This window comes from Roseovarius sp. AK1035 (assembly GCF_003288315.1).
Lineage (GTDB): Bacteria > Pseudomonadota > Alphaproteobacteria > Rhodobacterales > Rhodobacteraceae > Roseovarius > Roseovarius mucosus_A.
This window is the reverse complement of sequence record NZ_CP030099.1, coordinates 1,146,956-1,163,882: the sequence shown is the minus strand read 5'-3', so window position 1 is coordinate 1,163,882 and position 16,927 is coordinate 1,146,956. Positions and strand designations below refer to the sequence as shown.

19 protein-coding genes are annotated in these 16,927 nt (G+C 58.9%); 7 read left to right on the top strand and 12 right to left on the bottom strand.

All coding sequences use genetic code 11. The features are described 5' to 3' along the window. Positions 1-32: 32 nt before the first annotated feature. Positions 33-1,079 (top strand): YeeE/YedE family protein, encoded by a 1,047-nt coding sequence (locus RAK1035_RS05590; RefSeq protein WP_008282784.1) that lies wholly within the window; start codon positions 33-35, stop codon positions 1,077-1,079. Positions 1,080-1,244: 165 nt separating this feature from the next. Here the strand turns inward: RAK1035_RS05590 and RAK1035_RS05585 are convergent, their stop codons facing one another. From RAK1035_RS05585 to RAK1035_RS05560, 6 genes are all read right to left on the bottom strand, one after another. Next, entirely contained in the window at positions 1,245-2,129 is an 885-nt protein-coding gene (locus RAK1035_RS05585; RefSeq protein WP_008282783.1) for an MBL fold metallo-hydrolase, read from the bottom strand. Beyond that, positions 2,126-2,560, bottom strand: coding sequence for a DUF6691 family protein (locus tag RAK1035_RS05580; protein ID WP_008282782.1), 435 nt, complete (start codon positions 2,558-2,560; stop codon positions 2,126-2,128). The genes RAK1035_RS05585 and RAK1035_RS05580 overlap by 4 nt, the downstream gene beginning before the upstream one ends. 3 nt (positions 2,561-2,563) lie before the next feature. After that, positions 2,564-3,004: a YeeE/YedE family protein gene (locus RAK1035_RS05575; protein WP_008282781.1), complete on the bottom strand. Its 441-nt coding sequence runs from the start codon at positions 3,002-3,004 to the stop codon at positions 2,564-2,566. 141 nt (positions 3,005-3,145) lie between these two features. Next, positions 3,146-4,636, bottom strand: a complete 1,491-nt coding sequence (locus RAK1035_RS05570; protein WP_008282780.1) for a tripartite tricarboxylate transporter permease — start codon at positions 4,634-4,636, stop codon at positions 3,146-3,148. Next, the gene (locus RAK1035_RS05565) at positions 4,633-5,124 is read right to left on the bottom strand and encodes a tripartite tricarboxylate transporter TctB family protein (protein WP_008282779.1); all 492 of its coding nucleotides are present in this window, start codon (positions 5,122-5,124) and stop codon (positions 4,633-4,635) included. The genes RAK1035_RS05570 and RAK1035_RS05565 overlap by 4 nt, the downstream gene beginning before the upstream one ends. A 76-nt stretch (positions 5,125-5,200) precedes the next feature. After that, complete coding sequence (locus RAK1035_RS05560) at positions 5,201-6,178, bottom strand: Bug family tripartite tricarboxylate transporter substrate binding protein (protein WP_037298727.1); 978 nt, start codon at positions 6,176-6,178, stop codon at positions 5,201-5,203. A 148-nt stretch (positions 6,179-6,326) separates the two neighbouring features. On the opposite strand from RAK1035_RS05560, the gene RAK1035_RS05555 reads away from it, so the two are divergent. Both RAK1035_RS05555 and RAK1035_RS05550 read left to right on the top strand, forming a co-directional pair. Continuing rightward, positions 6,327-7,235 carry a LysR family transcriptional regulator gene (locus RAK1035_RS05555; protein ID WP_008282777.1) on the top strand — a complete coding sequence of 303 codons (909 nt, stop codon included), beginning with the start codon at positions 6,327-6,329 and terminating at the stop codon, positions 7,233-7,235. Then, entirely contained in the window at positions 7,232-7,975 is a 744-nt protein-coding gene (locus tag RAK1035_RS05550) for a sulfite exporter TauE/SafE family protein (RefSeq protein WP_008282776.1), read from the top strand. The genes RAK1035_RS05555 and RAK1035_RS05550 overlap by 4 nt, the downstream gene beginning before the upstream one ends. Here RAK1035_RS05550 and RAK1035_RS05545 read toward each other — a convergent pair. From RAK1035_RS05545 to RAK1035_RS05520, 6 genes are read right to left on the bottom strand one after another with little or no spacing between them, the layout of a single operon-like run. Further along, a complete protein-coding gene (locus tag RAK1035_RS05545; RefSeq protein ID WP_008282775.1) occupies positions 7,972-8,643 on the bottom strand; it encodes a fumarate hydratase C-terminal domain-containing protein in 672 nt (223 codons plus the stop codon). The two genes, RAK1035_RS05550 and RAK1035_RS05545, sit on opposite strands and share 4 nt — an antisense overlap. Further along, positions 8,640-9,599 carry a fumarate hydratase gene (locus RAK1035_RS05540; protein WP_008282774.1) on the bottom strand — a complete coding sequence of 320 codons (960 nt, stop codon included), beginning with the start codon at positions 9,597-9,599 and terminating at the stop codon, positions 8,640-8,642. Before RAK1035_RS05540 ends, RAK1035_RS05545 begins: the two co-directional genes overlap by 4 nt. Then, on the bottom strand, positions 9,596-11,350 hold the full coding sequence (locus RAK1035_RS05535; RefSeq protein ID WP_008282773.1) for an L-aspartate oxidase: 1,755 nt from the start codon (positions 11,348-11,350) through the stop codon (positions 9,596-9,598). Before RAK1035_RS05535 ends, RAK1035_RS05540 begins: the two co-directional genes overlap by 4 nt. Continuing rightward, the gene (gene sdhC / locus RAK1035_RS05530; RefSeq protein ID WP_008282772.1) at positions 11,350-11,691 is read right to left on the bottom strand and encodes a succinate dehydrogenase, cytochrome b556 subunit; all 342 of its coding nucleotides are present in this window, start codon (positions 11,689-11,691) and stop codon (positions 11,350-11,352) included. The genes RAK1035_RS05535 and sdhC overlap by 1 nt, the downstream gene beginning before the upstream one ends. Continuing rightward, positions 11,688-12,020, bottom strand: coding sequence for a succinate dehydrogenase (locus RAK1035_RS05525; protein WP_008282771.1), 333 nt, complete (start codon positions 12,018-12,020; stop codon positions 11,688-11,690). The genes sdhC and RAK1035_RS05525 overlap by 4 nt, the downstream gene beginning before the upstream one ends. Continuing rightward, positions 12,013-12,729 carry a 2Fe-2S iron-sulfur cluster-binding protein gene (locus RAK1035_RS05520; protein WP_037298671.1) on the bottom strand — a complete coding sequence of 239 codons (717 nt, stop codon included), beginning with the start codon at positions 12,727-12,729 and terminating at the stop codon, positions 12,013-12,015. Before RAK1035_RS05520 ends, RAK1035_RS05525 begins: the two co-directional genes overlap by 8 nt. 281 nt (positions 12,730-13,010) lie before the next feature. Here RAK1035_RS05520 and RAK1035_RS05515 point away from each other — a divergent pair, with 281 nt between their 5' ends. The 4 genes from RAK1035_RS05515 to RAK1035_RS05500 are packed head-to-tail and all read left to right on the top strand — an operon-like array spanning position 13,011 to position 16,922. Next, complete coding sequence (locus tag RAK1035_RS05515; RefSeq protein WP_008282769.1) at positions 13,011-14,426, top strand: circularly permuted type 2 ATP-grasp protein; 1,416 nt, start codon at positions 13,011-13,013, stop codon at positions 14,424-14,426. A 3-nt stretch (positions 14,427-14,429) separates the two neighbouring features. Further along, complete coding sequence (locus tag RAK1035_RS05510) at positions 14,430-15,371, top strand: alpha-E domain-containing protein (protein WP_037298668.1); 942 nt, start codon at positions 14,430-14,432, stop codon at positions 15,369-15,371. Positions 15,372-15,374: 3 nt separating this feature from the next. Then, entirely contained in the window at positions 15,375-16,175 is an 801-nt protein-coding gene (locus RAK1035_RS05505) for a transglutaminase family protein (RefSeq protein ID WP_008282767.1), read from the top strand. A gap of 15 nt (positions 16,176-16,190) precedes the next feature. Then, positions 16,191-16,922: a proteasome-type protease gene (locus RAK1035_RS05500; RefSeq protein ID WP_037298666.1), complete on the top strand. Its 732-nt coding sequence runs from the start codon at positions 16,191-16,193 to the stop codon at positions 16,920-16,922. The last annotated feature ends 5 nt before the right edge of the window (positions 16,923-16,927 follow it).

The window sequence follows — 16,927 nt, the reverse complement described above, 5'->3', positions numbered from 1 at the left end:
GCGGCCTTGCCAGCGTCAAACGGAGGAGCATCATGCCCGGTGGCATTTCTGAACCCCTGATGATCCTGATATTCGGCTTTGCGGGCGGCATGATACTTGGGCTTGCGGCGCGCATCGGACGATTCTGCACCTTGGGCGCGATTGAGGATCTGCTCTATCAGCAGAGCGATACGCGTCTGCGCATGTGGGGGCTGGCGATTGGGGTGGCGGGGATCACGGCCTTTGGGCTGGCTGGTCTGGGCCTCTTTGATATTTCAGCCAATGCCTATTGGATCACGCCTTGGTCGCCGCTGGCCAGTGTTTTGGGTGGGCTGCTCTTTGGCTATGGTATGTCGCTGGCTGGGAACTGCGGCTTTGGTGCGCTTGCGCGATTTGGCGGGGGTGATCTGCGGGCCTTTGTGATCGTGCTCGTGATGGGCATTTCAGCCTATGTGATGATGTCAGGCCCCTTTGCCCGGCTACGGATCATGGCGACAGAGGCGACAAGCCCTGCGTTTGAAAACCAGTCCTATGCGCAGATTCTGGGCGGGCTCACTGGGCTCCCGATGATCTGGGTCGGATTGGCGATTTCAGCGCTGATATGCCTAGCGGCGCTTGCCTCGCGCGACTTTTTACAGAACCGTCGGGCGCTCTTTTGGGGGGCGATGGTTGGGATTGCGGTCACATCGGGCTGGTTTGGCACCTCTTGGGTGGCCACGCATGGATTCATGCCGCAGCCGGTGCAAACGCATACATTCTCTGCGCCCCTCGGCGAGACTATCATCTTTCTGATGACCGCCAGCGGTGGTGGCCTCAGCTTTGGCGTGGCGTCGGTCTTTGGCGTGCTGGCCGGCGCGTTTTGCGGCAGCCTGATCAAAGGCCATTTCCGGTGGGAAGCCTGTGAGGACCCGAGGGAATTGCGGCGGCAGATGCTGGGCGCGGTCTGCATGGGCTTTGGCGCAGTGCTGGCCTTTGGTTGCACGGTCGGGCAGGGGATTTCCGCCTTTTCGGTGCTGTCCTTTAGCGCGCCGATCACCTTTGCCGCGATATTTGTGGGTGCGGCGATTGGCTTGCGCCAGCTCATCACCGGCTTTGCCTAATCACTCGCCACGGAATAGGGCACACGAGAGTGAAAGGCGCGGCTGGTGCCAAATACCCCACAGGGACGGATCGAGGCATACAGCCTCGCAAGATGCGCCTAGGCCAGAGATTGTGGGATAAGCATGATCCGAGCATAGCGCCCCCTGCCCTGCCTTGGCGTTGGCTTAGAGACGGTTAACAGGGAGCTTCAACATCGGGTTGCCCGCGCTATCACGGGGCAATTCGCCCGCGCGCATGTTGACCTGCAAGGACGGCAATATCAGCCGGGGCATGGCAAGCTGTGCGTCGCGCTCTGTGCGGAACTTCACGAAGTCTTCACGGGTCTTGCCGCCGCCTACATGGATGTTATGCGCCCTTTCCGCCCCGACGGTGGTTTCCCACTGAATATCGCGGCCGTTTGGGCCGTAGTCGTGGCACATGAAAAGACGCATGTCGTCGGGCAGGCGTAGAACCCTTTGGATGCTGTCATAGAGCTCACCCGCATCACCGCCGGGGAAATCCGCCCGCGCAGACCCACCATCAGGCATGAAGAGCGTGTCGCCAACAAAGGCGGCATCGCCCATCACATGCACCATGCAGGCGGGCGTGTGGCCGGGCGTGTGGATCGCAAGGCAGTTCATTTGGCCTACTTTATAGGTATCACCATCTTTGAACAAAGCATCGAACTGGCTGCCATCACGCTGAAACTCGGTGCCTTCGTTGAATATTTTGCCAAAAGTGTCCTGAACCACCAGAATCTTTTCACCAATTCCAATCTTGCCGCCCAGCTTCTGCTGAATATACGGCGCTGCCGAGAGATGATCGGCGTGGACATGGGTCTCGATGATCCATTCAAGCGTCAGGCCGTGATCCATAACATGGGCAATCATTGCATCGGCATGTGCATAGGTGATCCGCCCTGCTGCCATGTCGATATCCATCACGCTATCAATCACGGCACAGGCGCGCGATTCGGGGTCCTTAACCACATAGCTGATCGTATTCGTGGCCTCGTCAAAGAATGCTTTGACCTCTGGCTTGACGCCCATGTTCACGGGATAGTCGGTCATGCCGTTATCCTTTTGTCAGACTGTTTCGTTTGAATCATATTCGCCACCCAGATCCCGGACAAGAGCGCGGCTACAAAGGCCAGCACCTCGTATTTGCCAGAGCCAAGCGCCGGAATAGCCGCGCCGGGGCAAAACCCGGCGATGCCCCAACCAAGGCCAAAGACCGCTGACCCCCCAATCAGACGGGTATCAATGACCGTCTTGGTGGGCAGCTTGAACTTTGGCTCGAGGATCGGCTTGGGGCGTCCGAGCACCACGCGGTAACCGACAAAGGTGGTAAGCAGCGCACCACCCATCACAAAGATCAAGCTTGGGTCCCATGTCCCGGCGATGTCAAAGAAGTTGAGCACCTTAGCCGGATTGATCATGCCAGAGATGGCAATTCCCACGCCAAAAACAAGACCGACAAACAAGGCTGACAGAATGCCCATGGCTCAGGCTCCAATCACGTGACGCAGGACATAGACAGTCGCAAAGGCCACGACCATAAAGGTCAGCGTGGCTACGAATGACCGGGGCGAAAGCCGCGCAAGGCCGCAAACCCCATGACCCGAGGTGCAGCCAGACCCAAAGGTCACGCCGATGCCCACGATGAAGCCCCCAATCAAGATCATCGGCAGGCTAATCGGCACCTCGACTGCGGGCATCTGCCCGGTCAGCCCCAGCACCAAAAGCGGTCCGGCGATCATGCCTACAACCATCGCCGCGCGCCAGATTTTATCGCCCGGCACCCCGCCGGTAATCAATCCCGACAGAATGCCAGTGGCCCCCATGATCCGACCTTGAAAAAACATCAGCAACACGGCTGACAAGCCGATCAACACACCGCCCGCGAATGACATTAGCGGGGTAAATTCAGTTTCGGTGCCTGTCATCTCTTTTCCTCTCTGGTCACGGCAAAACACCCGCCAGGGTGCCTGTGACGATTATATAAGATTTTTTGAATATAATAAAGGAAGTCACGGTTTCGCAGTCCCCAAAGGAGCTGGTCACGAAAATTTCACCTTACTCCGCGCTCAGCCTTTGTCTCGTGCCTTGTCAAGCGTGCCGCGTGCAATCGCCACGACCGCGATCAGGGTCAAAGTCCAGAAGAACCAGGTAATCGGCCCACGCAACAACACATCTGGCGAACCGCCTGACATCAGCATCGCTTTGCGGAAATTATCCTCGAGAAGCGGGCCAAGAATGAAGGCGATCAAGAACGGAGCGGCGGGTATGTGATACCGGGACAAGACAAAGCCAACCCAACCCATCACAAACATAACGCCGACATCGAAGATGTTGTTGTTAACCGCAAAGACCCCGTAGATGCAAAGCACAAGGACGATGGGCATCAGGATACGCTTGGGGATGTCGGCCACGGGTTTGAACCCACGAATTGCCAAACCTCCGACGATCAAAAGCAAGCCTGAGGAAAAGATGAGGCCGATGAAAAGGCCATAGATGATATCCACGTTCATCACGAACATCATGGGCCCCGGCTGCAAGCCATGCACCATAAAGGCACCGATGATGATGGCGGTGATGACATCGCCGGGCACACCCAAGGCCAGAAGCGGAATCAGCGTGGCACCCGCGACACCATTGTTGCCCGCCTCAGAGGCGGCGACACCCTCTATTTCGCCTTTTCCAAAATTGGCCTTGTTGGGGGATTTGCGGCGCGCCTCTGAATAGCTGAGAAAGGCCGCAGGGGCCGCGCCGATACCGGGGATCGCGCCGAGAAACACACCGATAAAACTGCCCCGCACGATAGAGCGGAAACACCGCCGATACTCGGCGAATGTAACCCATTTGCTGCCCAGTGTCTGCACCTTGCCCATATGCCCGGTGGGGTGCCAAACCATGTTGATGACTTCTGGAATGGCGAAGAGACCGATCAGCACGGCGATAAAGTTCAGACCGCCCATGAGGTTGGGATCGCCGAAGGTAAAGCGATTGGTGCCATAAACGAGGTCAAGCCCAATGGTGGCCAAAAGCAGGCCCAAGAGCGCAGAGAGCGCGCCACGCAACAGGCTCTCGCCCGACACGCCCGCGATAATTGTAAGCGAGAAGAGGATGAGTGCAAAGAACTCTGGCGGACCAAAGCTGAGCGCAAAAGACGCAAGCCAACCCGCAAAAAGGATCAAGGCCAGGTTCGAGATCACGTCTGCCGTGCAGGAGGCCCAAAGCGCCATGCCCAGCGCGCGCCCCGCTTCGCCACGTGCCGCCATCGGATGCCCGTCGAGCACCGTGGCCGAAGATGCAGGCGTACCGGGTGTCTTGATCAGGATGGCCGGGATTGAACCGCCAAAGATACCGCCCTTGTAAACACCCAAGAGCAAAAGGATGCCATTGATAGGCTGCATCGGAAAGGTAAAGGGCAAGGTGAGCGCCACCGCCATCGTCGCAGAAATCCCCGGAATTGCCCCACCGATGACCCCGATAACGATCCCGATCGCCAAGGACACAAGCGCGTCTACATTTCCGACCAATGCGAGGCCGGCCATTAAATTGTCGATCACGCTCATGGCAGCCTCACAAATTCACCCTGCGGGATCGCGACACCGGCGACATGGGCGAAGAACCCATAGAGCAGAAGTGGCACCGCCACAGCGCAAATCAACGCCGTTTTCGGATGACGTGTCTTCACCAAAAAGGCGAGCGATGCAAAGGCCAGCATCGACGCCCAGACCATACCGATGCGCGGCAAAAGCCAGAAGGTGACAGCCATCAAAACTGCCATGCCCGCCAACCGCATCAGCCCAGCGCGCGGGTCTTCGATCGGGTCATTGGCCGGCGTGCCGTCAACATCTTCCTTGCGGCCAGCAAAGAGCATGCCCAGCCCAACCAGTCCTGTCAGACCGGCGATGGCGTAGGGCCAAAACCGGGGCGACAGCACGATGTTGCGAATATTGCTCGGGGCAGAGATCCAATAGGGAATTGCATAGAGGATCAGAAAAACACAGGCCACACAGGCACCGATGCCCAGTTGCACCTGAATTGCGCGTTTGTTCACCCTGATCCTCCCCGATCAGTTTGCTAGCACTGAAAGGCCGGGCATCTCTGTGCCCGACCTATGCGTGCGCTATGCTTTAGCCCTCAATCCGCATGCCGAGCTTGTCGACCAGCGCACGAAAGGTTTCATACTGCGCCTGAATGAAAGCGTTGGCTTCTTCGGGACTCATAACATTGATGACCGAACCCATCGCGCTCATCTGGTCCACGAATTTCGCGTCTCCGGCTGCTGCGGCCATCCATTCACCCCATTTTGCGGCAACCTCGTCTGGCAAGTCATCCGGCCCAGCGATACCGGTCCACCCCACAAGCTGTGTCAGATCAGGCTTGCCCAGATCGACAGCCGTCGGCGCATCAAACCCCTCGACAGGTTCGGCCGTGGTCACGAGGATCGGCTTCAGTTGCCCATTGGCCACAAAATTGGCAAGCGCCGATGTGTTGGTGCAGATAAAGGTCACAGTGCCGTTGAGAACAGCCGTGGCCGCCTCACCACCGCCGCCTTGGGGAATGTGAATCGCCTTATCCAGCGGGTTCTCGACACCGAATTCATCCAGCACCATCACCGCCGCGAGATGCAGCATCGAACCGACGCCAGAAGAGCTATAGCTGGTGCCCTCGGATTCCGTCAGAGCAATGAGATCCTCGATGGTTTCGATGCCGGAATCAGGGCGCACGGCACAGGCGACGGGGTTGATTTCATACACCGTCACAAAGCGGAAATCATCGAGCGTGTAGGGCAGCGTGGCCTTCATCGCCGGATTGACCGTGTGCGAGCCGACGCGGGCAAAGAGCATGGTATAGCCGTCCGCCTTGGCGTTTTGCACCGCAACCGATCCGGTGGCACCCCCTGCCCCCGTAATATTCGACATGACCAGCGGCTTGCCGACCACGGTGCCCAAGGGCTCTGCGATGGTGCGGGCCGAAATATCGGTCGCGCCGCCTGCGCCATAGGGAATGACCATGTTGATGGGGCGTTCGGGATATTCGGCCAACGCGGCAGTCGCCGTCAGCCCAAGCCCCATAGCGCACACCGCGCCCAACTGTCTCAGCATCATGTTTTCCTCCTCCTCCTCTGTGGTGTCGGCGGCAGGCTTGTTCGCTGATTGCAACGCCGTCGTCTTTAGGTGTAACTTTAAGACACGCTTAATATAAGCAATATTCCGTTACAGGATGCGTTAACTAAACTTACGAAAGAGGCGGGACATGTCAATCCGGCGCTTGCGCACCCTGATTGCGGTGGATGACCACAAGACCTTTAGCGCTGCTGCCGAAGCGGTTTTTGTGACCCACGCCGCCGTCAGCCAACAAATGCGCAGCCTCGAGGAAGAATGGGGGGTTGTGCTTTTTGACCGCTCACGCCGGTCGCCGGAACTGACCCCGACGGGGCGTGCATTGGTGGCGCGGGCGCGCGATATCGTGCGTGCCTACGATGCCATCGTGCCGTCGGTCTTGGGCGACGAAGGGTTTCGTGGCGAAATCTCGTTGGGGGCCGTTCCTATGACCCTGACGGGCCTGACCCCGCTGTCAGTGCGCTTGCTCAAGGAAAGCTATCCAGACCTGCATGTGCGTATCGTACCCGGGATGACCACCTCGCTCATCGCAGAGGTTGAACGCGGCGCGCTTGATGCGGCGGTGCTGTCACGGCAGGGCCCGTTACCCCCGGAAATCGACCATGCCGACATTGCGCAAGAGCCAATGGAACTGCTTGCCCCACAAGAGGCCAAGGGCGACGATGTGCGAGATCTTTTGCTCCGGTATCCGTTTATTCGGTTTAGCCGCGACGCTGTTGTCGGTGGGCTGATCGACGGTTGGCTGCGCGAGCACGGGATTCCCGTGTCGGTCACGATGGAATTGCAGGGACTCGAAGCGATTTCGAGCATGGTGCTTGCGGGTCTTGGCGTTTCTATCGTTCCTGCGCGATGTGTGCGGGGGGTGCAACCGCTACCGCTGCGCCGCGTGCCACTGCCCGAGGGCGCGCCCGTACGCCAACTGACACTGGCCTATCGGCGCGACAATCCACGTATCCGCATCATTCAGGAAATCCACAAAGCCCTGTTGGGTGCGGTCGAGATCGGCATTTTCACTCCCTCCACAGGCGGACCCACGGGATGAACGCCGACGCCCTGCCCTATGTCATTGCGGGCGCAATGGCAGGCGGCTTCATCAACGGTCTTGCCGGGTTTGGCACAGCCCTGTTTGCGCTTGGCTTCTTTCTCGCCGTTCTGCCGCCCGTTCAAGCGGTGGCCATGTTGGTCGTGTTATCCGTGGTCACGGGCCTGCAAGGGCTTTGGGTCGTGCGCGCGGCCATCGGACAGAACAAGCGGCGGCTGGCGCGTTTTCTCATACCAGGATTGGCGGGCATCCCGATTGGTGTGACGATCCTCAGCGTGATTGACGCCAGCACGCTCAAGACCGTCGTGGCGGCGATGCTGCTGCTTTACGGTGGGTATTTCACTCTGCGTGCAAACCTTCCAACGTTCGAACGGGCCACGCCATTCTGGGATATGCTCGTGGGGTTTTTGGGCGGCATTCTAGGCGGTGCGGCCTCGCTCTCGGGGGCGCTGCCGATGATGTGGTGTACGCTGCGTCCTTGGCCACGGCATGAGACACGCGCCGTTCTTCAACCGTTCAACGTGGGTGTTCTCGCGGTAGCGACAGGGACGCTGGCACTCAAAGGTGCCTACACGCACGAGACCTTGATCTATCTTGCGATTGCAATCCCGGCGGCGCTTTTGGCGGCGCAGATTGGGATAAGCGTGTTCAAACGACTAAGCGATACGGCCTTTCGGCGATTGCTGATCGTCATGACCTTTGTTTCGGGCGTGGTTTTGCTTTTGCGCGAGCTGATCTAGCCAATCACCTCGTCAGAGCGATCATCCGTCTCGCCATAGCGCTTGAGCGTCGCGGGGCGCGTGCCTTCGTAGACCCGTTCGAGGTTTTTGGCGATCTTGGCGTTCTCGCGTTCAAAAAGGCAGTTTCCGTCCAAGTCAGACGCCACGATGAACGGCCCCATCTTGTTGCAGCGAATGACCCACATCGCCTGCGCCAATCCCAATTCATCCTGCCAGTGCACGGCCTCGACCTTTTCGATGCCACGACCTAACAGCGCCCCGGTGCCATAGCCCACGGTTGAAAGGTAAATCGCACCATTGGGTACGAAATAGGATTTGTAATCCTTCGACGACATGCCGCCTTTGCCGATGATCAGCTTGGCCCCTGTCTTGGCCATCCATTCCGGCAACCATTTGGCAAAGCGGAAAGAGGCGGTGGCTGTCACCGCCCCCATGTTGAAAGATCCATCGGGGCGAATGGCGGCGGCAGGAGAGCAGTGGAAATTCGCTGCACTCTGGCTGGGCAGTTCCAGCGGAATATTCGCCTTTTGCTCCAATGCGCGCATGTAGACGCCTTCACGGGCCGTATAGAGCAACCCATCAAGATAAACGATATCGCCGAGGCGCAGTTCGGCCAGCGCCTCGGGCGTTGGGGTGGTGCTCAGGCGGATTTCGCGGGGCTTGGTCATTCTGCCGCCTCCTGTGCACTGCCCGGCCAATCCACGGTTTCGCGGCGCTGATAGGGGGTAAACCATTCGGGATCTGTGCGGTAGTGGACCCGCCCATCAGGATAGAGACGCGCGACGGCCCTGCGGGACGAGAGGCAAAAGGCATGCACCGACATCTGCATGCCACCGGTATGGCAATAGCCCACCTCGATGTTGCAATTGATCACCATGTTCTTGCCGACAAACCCCATCGCGCCCATGCCGATGGAGTTGCCCAAATCCTTGAACTCGCGCTCTAACGCGGCGATCTTCGGGTCCGGGTTCTCACTGCCCACGACGCGCAGGCAGGCGGCGCGCTTGCCCAACACCATGCAGGTATCCTTGGACCCACCCAGCCCGATGCCGATGATCGCAGGCTGACAGGCCAGCCCCCGTTTGCCAAAGGCAACAAGACTGTCGAGATAAAACCGCTTGATCCCTTCGATCCCGTCAGACGGAAAGAGCATGCGGTAATCCGTGCCAAAGAGACCGCCTTTGTGCACCGTTATAAGATCAATCCAGTCGCCATCCGGCTCGTACGCATACTCGATCTCAGGCGCGCCGATGCCAACATTATTGTTGTGATCCGTGCGCCAGAGGGGATGCACGCGATTGGGGCGCAGGGGCACGTCATAGGTGGCCTTGGCTGTCGCGCGGCGCAGCGCGGATTCGAGCGCGACCGGCCCCCCCTCAATCCGAGCCTCGTTGCCCATCTTCACATACCAACGCGGACACCCCGTATCGCCGCACATCGCGCGGCGGTCCTCTTTGGCGGCTTTGTAATTCTCAAGCATCGCTTGAAGGACGAAAGACGACAGATCACCATCCTCGGTCTCGGCTGCTGCTTGAAGGCCGGTCAAGTAATCGTCTGGAATTTCGATCGCAGCCTTGTCCATCAGGCGCTCGGCGGTGTTCTGGATAAGCTCGATTGGGATCATTGCGCGGCCACCAATGTTTCGGGTTCGGTCTCGGGCAGGATTGTTTCGCCGGGGCGAATGATCGTGAATTGCACCGCATCACGGCGGACCGTCAGATCGCTGCCCTTTTGGGTGATCACGGTGAAATAGGACGCATCAAGATCACCCTCGTCCGGGAAATCCTCTCGGTAATGCGCGCCGCGCGAGTTTTCGCGCGCAAGGCCCGCCAGCGTAATCGCCTCGGACACGTCACAGAGTGAGCGCAGGTTTAGCCAATCGTGCCATGTAAGATTGAAGGCAAGATTATCGCCTGCGACGCCCACAGTCATCAGCGCATCGGAAATCTCGGCAACGCGGGTCAAACCACGCTCCATGCCCGCCGCTGTGCGCATCACGCCAACGTCTTCCCACATCGCCTCTTGCAGCGCGTGACGCAGGGGATGAACCGGCGCGGGCTGACGGCTGAGGGGATGCAAGGCGCGGTCAACCTCGGCCTGCAGCGCGTTGGGGCATGGATCGCGTAGCGCGCCCATGGTGCGAATATCCGCGCCCATCACATCACCCGCGACACCGCCATAAACGGTGGAATTGGCCACGCCATTGCCCCCCAAACGGTTCGAGCCATGCGCGCCGCCGGCATCCTCGCCCGCCACATAGAGCCCTTCCATCGCGGTGCGGGTATCGGGATCGACCACCACGCCGCCCATGAAGTAATGCGCGGTTGGCACGACCTCGACCAAACCACCTGCCAGATCAAAGCCGCTGTCAGCGCAGCGTTTGACCATACCGGGGAATTTGGCGCGCACGTTGTCGGGGCCAAGATGCGTCATAGAGATAAAGACGCCACCATTCGCAGACGTATTGTTCTTGCGCATTTCGGCATAGATGGCGCGGCTGACGACATCGCGGGTCGCGCGCTCGCCCTTGGGGTCATAGTCGAACATAAAGCGGTTTTCGGCACCGTTCAGAAGCTGACCGCCCGCGCCGCGCAACCCCTCTTCCAGCACGGTGCCGGTCATCCGCGTGTGATCCCCCGCCAAGAGGCCGGTGGGATGAAACTGCACCATTTCCATATCGCGCAGTTCCAATCCTGCACGCAGCGCCATGGCGAGACCATCCATCGTCTTGTCGCCAGAAGGGGTATTGTACTTGTACATCGTCGGCCCGCCACCCGTGGCCATAAGGACCGTCTTGGCGCGCACCAGACGAAAGCCGCCCGTGCGCATGTCGATAAAGAGCACACCCGCCAAGGCGCTACCGTCGCGCGTAGGGATAAGACCAATGGCGCGGTGTTCCTGCAGCTTTTCCACGGGGCGCGCCAGAACCTGCTCCATCAACCGGCTGATGATCTCGATGCCGGTCAGGTCGCCCTTGTGGACCGTGCGGTCGGCGGTCTGTCCAGCAAAGGCTTTTTGGTGCAGGCTACCATCGGGGTTGCGGTCAAAGAAGCAGCCGATTTCATTTTCCAGCTCGTGGATGCGCACCACCGCCTGTTCGCAAAGTTTCCAGGCCATATCCTGATTGGGCAGCCATTTGCCGCCCTTTACGGTGTCCATGAAATGCCGCTCGACGCTGTCGCCGCCACCCAGCGCCACGTTATAGCCACCCTGCACCATGCGCGTGCAGCCACATTTGCCAATGAGGCCCTTGACGGCAATGGTGATCCGCGTGCCTGCAGGCGCCGATTGCTGCGCATGCAGCGCCGCAAAAAGCCCCGCACCGCCGGTGCCGATGATCAGAATATCGGTATCATGTCGGTCGATATGGGTCATCAGATCGCCCTCAGGAAAAACGTGCCAGACAGAAAGAGTGCCGCGCCAACCGCCCCCGCGGCCAGCGTTTTCTGGCGGTCGGACCATGGCAGGAATTCGAGCGCCATCAGGCGCAAGCCGCCGAACATATGGACGGCAAGCAGAAAGACGAGACCGAATTCGGCGATCTTGACCAAGGGATTTTCGGCAAAGGCGAGAAAGCCATCAAGTCGCGCAGGGGCGGTAATCGCCTGTGACAATAGCCAGAAATGCGCAGGCAGAAAGAGCGCAAGCGCCAGACCAGAGATGCGGTGCAGCACAAAGGCAAACCAGAGCGGGTGCGAGCGGGGCGGTTGCTTCATGGCAGCGTCACCGCAAATACCGCGCTCAGGCCAAGGGCAACAAGGGCCGCACAGATGCTCCATGTCAGCATCCCAAGCGCGATGCCGCGCAAGCGCAGCCATTCGTGCGCAATGACACGCATACCAATGGCGGCATGGACGGAGACCGCAATGACAAAGGTGCCGTAAAACAGGAACCACAGGAGGCTGCCTTGGGTACGGCCCAGAATTTCGGCCGCGCTGAGGCCGCCCTGAATGGCATAGATCATCACGGCGATATGGCCCAGAACCAAGGGGGCCATCACCAAAGCGCTCAGGCGTTGCGCCATGTAGAGCCGCAGATCAAGCATCGCGCTTGCCCCGCAAGGCCGCTTTGACCGTTTCCCGCTTTAACCCCGCAATCGCGCGCATCGGGTTCAGCCCGTTGGGGCAATACTGCGCGCAACTGCCCATCGAGTGGCAGTTATGACAGCCGCCCTTGCCCGAGACCGCCGCCAGAATACCCGGCCGGTCTGCATCACGGCTGTCGTTGAGAAGGGTCCAAGCGCGTTGCAATGCGGCGGGTCCTAGATAATCGGGGTTGCCTGCCACGGTGTCACAGGCGGCATAGCAGATGCCGCAATTGATGCATTCAATGCCAAGATTGGCCTCGGCTCGTTCGGGGGCGTCAGGCTTGATCGGGTCAAACTCTTCCAGTCGTCCGCGTGTCGGGTGATGCCGCGCCTCTGCGGCCACCCATTTGTCAAAGAACGGGTCCATGTCTGTCGCCAAATCCTTGATCACCGGAAGATTGCGCAACGGCGCAATATCCAGCTGCCCGCCGCTGGCAACGCGGCTGACATGGGTGCGGCAGGTCCAACGCGGCACTCCGTTGACCATCATGGCACAAGATCCGCACATTCCAACACGGCAAGCAAAACGATAGCTGAGCGTTGGGTCAGCCTCTTGCTGAATCCAGCTCACCACATCAAGCACAGTCTGATTCTCCCGCGCCGGGACATCAAAGTGCTCTGTTCTGGTGTCGTTTGCCGTGCCGCGCTGAACGGTGACGTGCAACATCTCGGGCGTTCGGGTCACGGTAACCTCTGGCTGATCTTTGGGGCTATGGGTTCTTTTATAATTATGAGTTTTGCTAACAAAAAGGAATAAAATCTAATGTTTGTCGTAACAAAGGCTTACACAGATGATCTCAGGTAATCCTCTGGGCGCGGCGACAACTCTTTGCCAAAGCTTAAAATTTGTGCATGATTGAGGGATAAGCGGGCATGAAACCGCATTGGGACCCGTCTGTCGCAACAATTTCGATTGCACAGGCCCCCAGACAGGGAAAGCATGATCCTATGGATATGTTCGATGAAATGCAGGGGCAGAATGGGCAGATTCGTGGCCCCTATGCCAAGTTTGATGCCTGGCTGAGCGAGGAAGATGCCGCTCGCCTGCGTGCCAAAAGTCGTGAGGCGGAGGATCTTTTTCGCCTTACGGGGATCACGTTCAACGTCTATGGGCGGTCAGAGGCCGAAGAGCGTCTGATCCCCTTCGACATCATTCCACGCATCATTTCGGGGCGGGAATGGCAGCGGCTGGAGCGCGGCATCGAGCAGCGGGTGCGCGCGATCAACGCCTTTTTGCATGACATCTACCACCGACAGGAAATCCTCCGGGCCGGGCGTTTGCCGCAAGAGATGATCTCGAACAACGTGGCGTTTCTTCCCCAAATGATCGGGATGATGCCGCCGGGGGGTGTCTATACCCATATCACCGGCATCGACCTTGTGCGCACCGGACCGGATGAGTTCTTTGTGCTTGAGGACAATGCGCGCACGCCGTCGGGTGTGAGCTATATGCTGGAAAACCGCGAAACCATGTTGCGGATGTTTCCAGAGCTGTTCTCTCGCAATCAGGTGCGCCCGGTATCGGATTATCCGCGCAACCTGCGGCGCTCGCTTGCGGCATCTGCTCCGGCGGCCTGTGAAGGCACACCGACGGTGGCGGTTCTGACCCCCGGCATTTTCAACTCGGCCTATTACGAACATGCCTTTCTGGCCGACAAAATGGGCGTCGAACTGGTCGAGGGGCATGACTTGCGGATCGTCGACGGGCGCGTCGCCATGCGCACAACACGCGGATATCAACCGATTGATGTGCTTTACCGCCGGGTGGATGACGACTTCCTCGACCCTCTCAACTTCAATCCCGAGAGCGCGCTTGGCGTGCCGGGGATCATGGATGTCTACCGCGCGGGCGGGATCACCATCGCAAATGCCCCCGGCACCGGCATTTCCGACGATAAAGCGATCTATAGCTACATGCCCGAGATCGTCGAATTCTATACAGGCGAGCGCCCCATCTTGCAGAACGTGCCAACATGGCGCTGCAACGAAAAAGAGAGCCTTGATTACGTTCTGGCGCATTTGTCAGAACTGGTGGTCAAAGAGGTGCATGGATCGGGCGGCTATGGCATGCTGATCGGCCCCGCAGCGAGCAAGAAGGAATTAAAAGAGTTTGAGCGCAAGCTGCGGGCGAGACCTGGCAATTACATCGCGCAACCTACGCTCAGCCTCTCGACCGTGCCGGTCTTTACCAAATCCGGGTTGGCCCCGAGGCATGTGGATTTACGGCCCTTTGTGCTGATGTCGCCCGAGGGGATAAACGTGACTCCCGGTGGTCTGACGCGGGTTGCGATGAAAAAGGGCTCGCTGGTTGTGAATTCGTCCCAAGGTGGCGGCACCAAGGACACTTGGGTGTTGGAGGACTGAGCCATGTTGGGGAAAACAGCCGGAGGGCTCTTTTGGATGGCGCGTCTGCTGGAGCGCGCCGAAAACACATCACGGATGATCGAGACCGGCCAACGCATCGCGCTGACGCGCGCGGGCAGCGGGGCTGACGATTGGCTGTCAGTTTTGCAAGCTGCGGCAGTGGCCTATGGCTATCAACAGAAACACACCGAAGTGTTGCCGGAATTGGCAATCGACTGGATGTTGCGCGACCCCGATAATCCATCCTCTGTGATGGCGGTCGTCACGCAGGCGCGGCACAATGCACGGCTGGTACGTACGGCGCTGACATATGAAGCATGGGAGGCGGTCAATTCCTTTTGGATGCTGCTCAAAGAGGCGCTTGCCCGCAAAGTTGCAACCCGCGATCTGCCCAAAGTGCTCTCGCTGATCCGCGAACGCAACGCGCTGGTGCGTGGGGCAATCCTTGGGACCATGCTGCGCAATGAAATCTACGATTTCATTCGGATCGGCACCTTCATTGAACGCGCTGACAATACCGCGCGCATTCTCGACGTGAAATACTATGTGCTGCTGCCCTCAGCGGCGGCGGTCGGTTCGCGGCTCGACAATGTGCAATGGGACACGATCCTGCGCTCGGTCAGTGGTGAAGGTGGCTATCGCCTGACCATCGGCCCCGATGTGACGCCAATGGGCATCGCGCAGTTTCTGATTCTTGACAAACGTATGCCACGCAGCCTGAATTTCTGTTGTGGCAAGCTGCGCGATAACCTCAACTATCTGGCAACGGATTACGACCTGCGCCTGTCATGCCACCACCAGGCCGATACACTCTGCCGACGGTTCATGAGCCATGATGTCGCCGCGATCTTTGATTACGGCTTGCATGAATATGTACAGGAGGTGCTTGGCCATCTGGGCAGGCTGAGCAAACAAATCGAAATCGACTACAGGTTTTACGGATAGCCCATGCACCTCGCCATCAAACACCTCACCCACTATTCATATTCCGCGCCAGTCCCATATGGCGTGCAACAGGTGCGGCTCTATCCCAAACCAACGCGCGGACAGCGGCTGGTGAATTGGTCCGTTACCGTAGAGGGCGCCACGCAGCAGGCGGAATTCATTGATCACCACCGCAATCACGTGGTGATGTTCACTTTTGAGTCCGATGTGACCGAGTTGACCATCCGCTCCGAGGGCGTGGTAGAGATGACTGACACCGCGGGAATTGTCGGCCCGCATGAGGGCATGGCACCTCTGTGGCTATTCCAGCGCCCCACTGAACACACCCGCGCCGGCAAAGGTTGTCGGGAAATTCTGCGTCATATCGAGGGTGAGGGAGACTTGGCGCGACTGCATGATCTGTCCACACGGGTGCATTCGGCGATAGCCTATGAAACCGGTAAATCCGAGATTGCCTGGACGGCAGAGGATGCGCTTGCCGCAGGGCACGGCGTCTGTCAGGACCACGCGCATGTGTTCATCGCCTGCGCGCGTGCAATGGGTCTTCCGGCGCGGTATGTTTCAGGGTATCTGCGGATGGACGGTCAAGACGAACAGAGCGCGACCCATGCCTGGGCAGAGGCCCATGTAGAGGGTCTTGGATGGGTCGGGTTTGACGTATCCAACGCCATCTCGCCCGATACACGCTATGTGCGGGTGGCGACTGGGCTAGACTATACCGAGGCCGCGCCGATATCCGGGCATCGTTACGGGGCGGCGACCGAGAATATGGATGTGACGCTGCAGGTGACGCAGCAACAGTGACAGAGGGTTTAAGACGTGACCTATTGCGTGGGCCTATGCCTTGATCGTGGCATCGTCTTTATGTCCGACACGCGCACCAATGCGGGGCTTGATAATATTTCGACCTTCCGCAAGTTGCACACGTGGCAATTGCCAGGTGAACGCGCGATGGTGCTGTTGACAGCTGGCAATCTGGCCACCACCCAAGCGGTTGTCAGCCTGCTGGAAGAACGCACCAAGGCGCATGACGAGCGTGATCCAACCATCCTGTCAGTCCCGTCGATGTTTCAGGCCGCGCGTCTTGTTGCGGGCACGCTGCGCGATGTGATCGAAACCCACGCCAGCACCGGACAGCGCGCTGACAGTACCTTTAACGCGACGATGATCCTTGGCGGTCAGATCAAGGGCGGGCCGCCACGCCTGTTTTTGATATACCCCGAGGGCAATTTTATCGAAGCCAGCCGCGAGACGCCGTTCTTCCAGATCGGTGAAACCAAATATGGCCGCCCAATTCTGGTGCGCGCCTATGAGCCAAGCATGCGCTTTGCCGATGCAATGAAGCTGTTGCTCGTGAGCTTTGACTCGACCATCAAGGCCAATCTATCCGTTGGCTTGCCGCTCGACATGTGCATTTACGAGGCCGATAGCATGCGGCTGCCGTCGATCCATCGGATCGAGGCAGACGATCCTTATTTTCGCACGATCTCTGATGGCTGGGGCGACGCCCTCAAACTCGCGTTCGAGAGCCTGCCAAACCCCGAGATTTGAAGGGC

Bases quoted from the DNA above. Each gene is read 5' to 3' on its own strand.
- RAK1035_RS05590 (WP_008282784.1), top strand. From the start codon at position 33: ATGCCCGGTGGCATTTCTGAACCCCTGATGATCCTGATATTCGGCTTT.
- RAK1035_RS05585 (WP_008282783.1), bottom strand. From the start codon at position 2,129: ATGACCGACTATCCCGTGAACATGGGCGTCAAGCCAGAGGTCAAAGCA.
- RAK1035_RS05580 (WP_008282782.1), bottom strand. From the start codon at position 2,560: ATGGGCATTCTGTCAGCCTTGTTTGTCGGTCTTGTTTTTGGCGTGGGA.
- RAK1035_RS05575 (WP_008282781.1), bottom strand. From the start codon at position 3,004: ATGACAGGCACCGAAACTGAATTTACCCCGCTAATGTCATTCGCGGGC.
- RAK1035_RS05570 (WP_008282780.1), bottom strand. From the start codon at position 4,636: ATGAGCGTGATCGACAATTTAATGGCCGGCCTCGCATTGGTCGGAAAT.
- RAK1035_RS05560 (WP_037298727.1), bottom strand. From the start codon at position 6,178: ATGATGCTGAGACAGTTGGGCGCGGTGTGCGCTATGGGGCTTGGGCTG.
- RAK1035_RS05555 (WP_008282777.1), top strand. From the start codon at position 6,327: ATGTCAATCCGGCGCTTGCGCACCCTGATTGCGGTGGATGACCACAAG.
- RAK1035_RS05550 (WP_008282776.1), top strand. From the start codon at position 7,232: ATGAACGCCGACGCCCTGCCCTATGTCATTGCGGGCGCAATGGCAGGC.
- RAK1035_RS05545 (WP_008282775.1), bottom strand. From the start codon at position 8,643: ATGACCAAGCCCCGCGAAATCCGCCTGAGCACCACCCCAACGCCCGAG.
- RAK1035_RS05540 (WP_008282774.1), bottom strand. From the start codon at position 9,599: ATGATCCCAATCGAGCTTATCCAGAACACCGCCGAGCGCCTGATGGAC.
- RAK1035_RS05535 (WP_008282773.1), bottom strand. From the start codon at position 11,350: ATGACCCATATCGACCGACATGATACCGATATTCTGATCATCGGCACC.
- sdhC (WP_008282772.1), bottom strand. From the start codon at position 11,691: ATGAAGCAACCGCCCCGCTCGCACCCGCTCTGGTTTGCCTTTGTGCTG.
- RAK1035_RS05525 (WP_008282771.1), bottom strand. From the start codon at position 12,020: ATGCTTGATCTGCGGCTCTACATGGCGCAACGCCTGAGCGCTTTGGTG.
- RAK1035_RS05520 (WP_037298671.1), bottom strand. From the start codon at position 12,729: ATGTTGCACGTCACCGTTCAGCGCGGCACGGCAAACGACACCAGAACA.
- RAK1035_RS05515 (WP_008282769.1), top strand. From the start codon at position 13,011: ATGGATATGTTCGATGAAATGCAGGGGCAGAATGGGCAGATTCGTGGC.
- RAK1035_RS05510 (WP_037298668.1), top strand. From the start codon at position 14,430: ATGTTGGGGAAAACAGCCGGAGGGCTCTTTTGGATGGCGCGTCTGCTG.
- RAK1035_RS05505 (WP_008282767.1), top strand. From the start codon at position 15,375: ATGCACCTCGCCATCAAACACCTCACCCACTATTCATATTCCGCGCCA.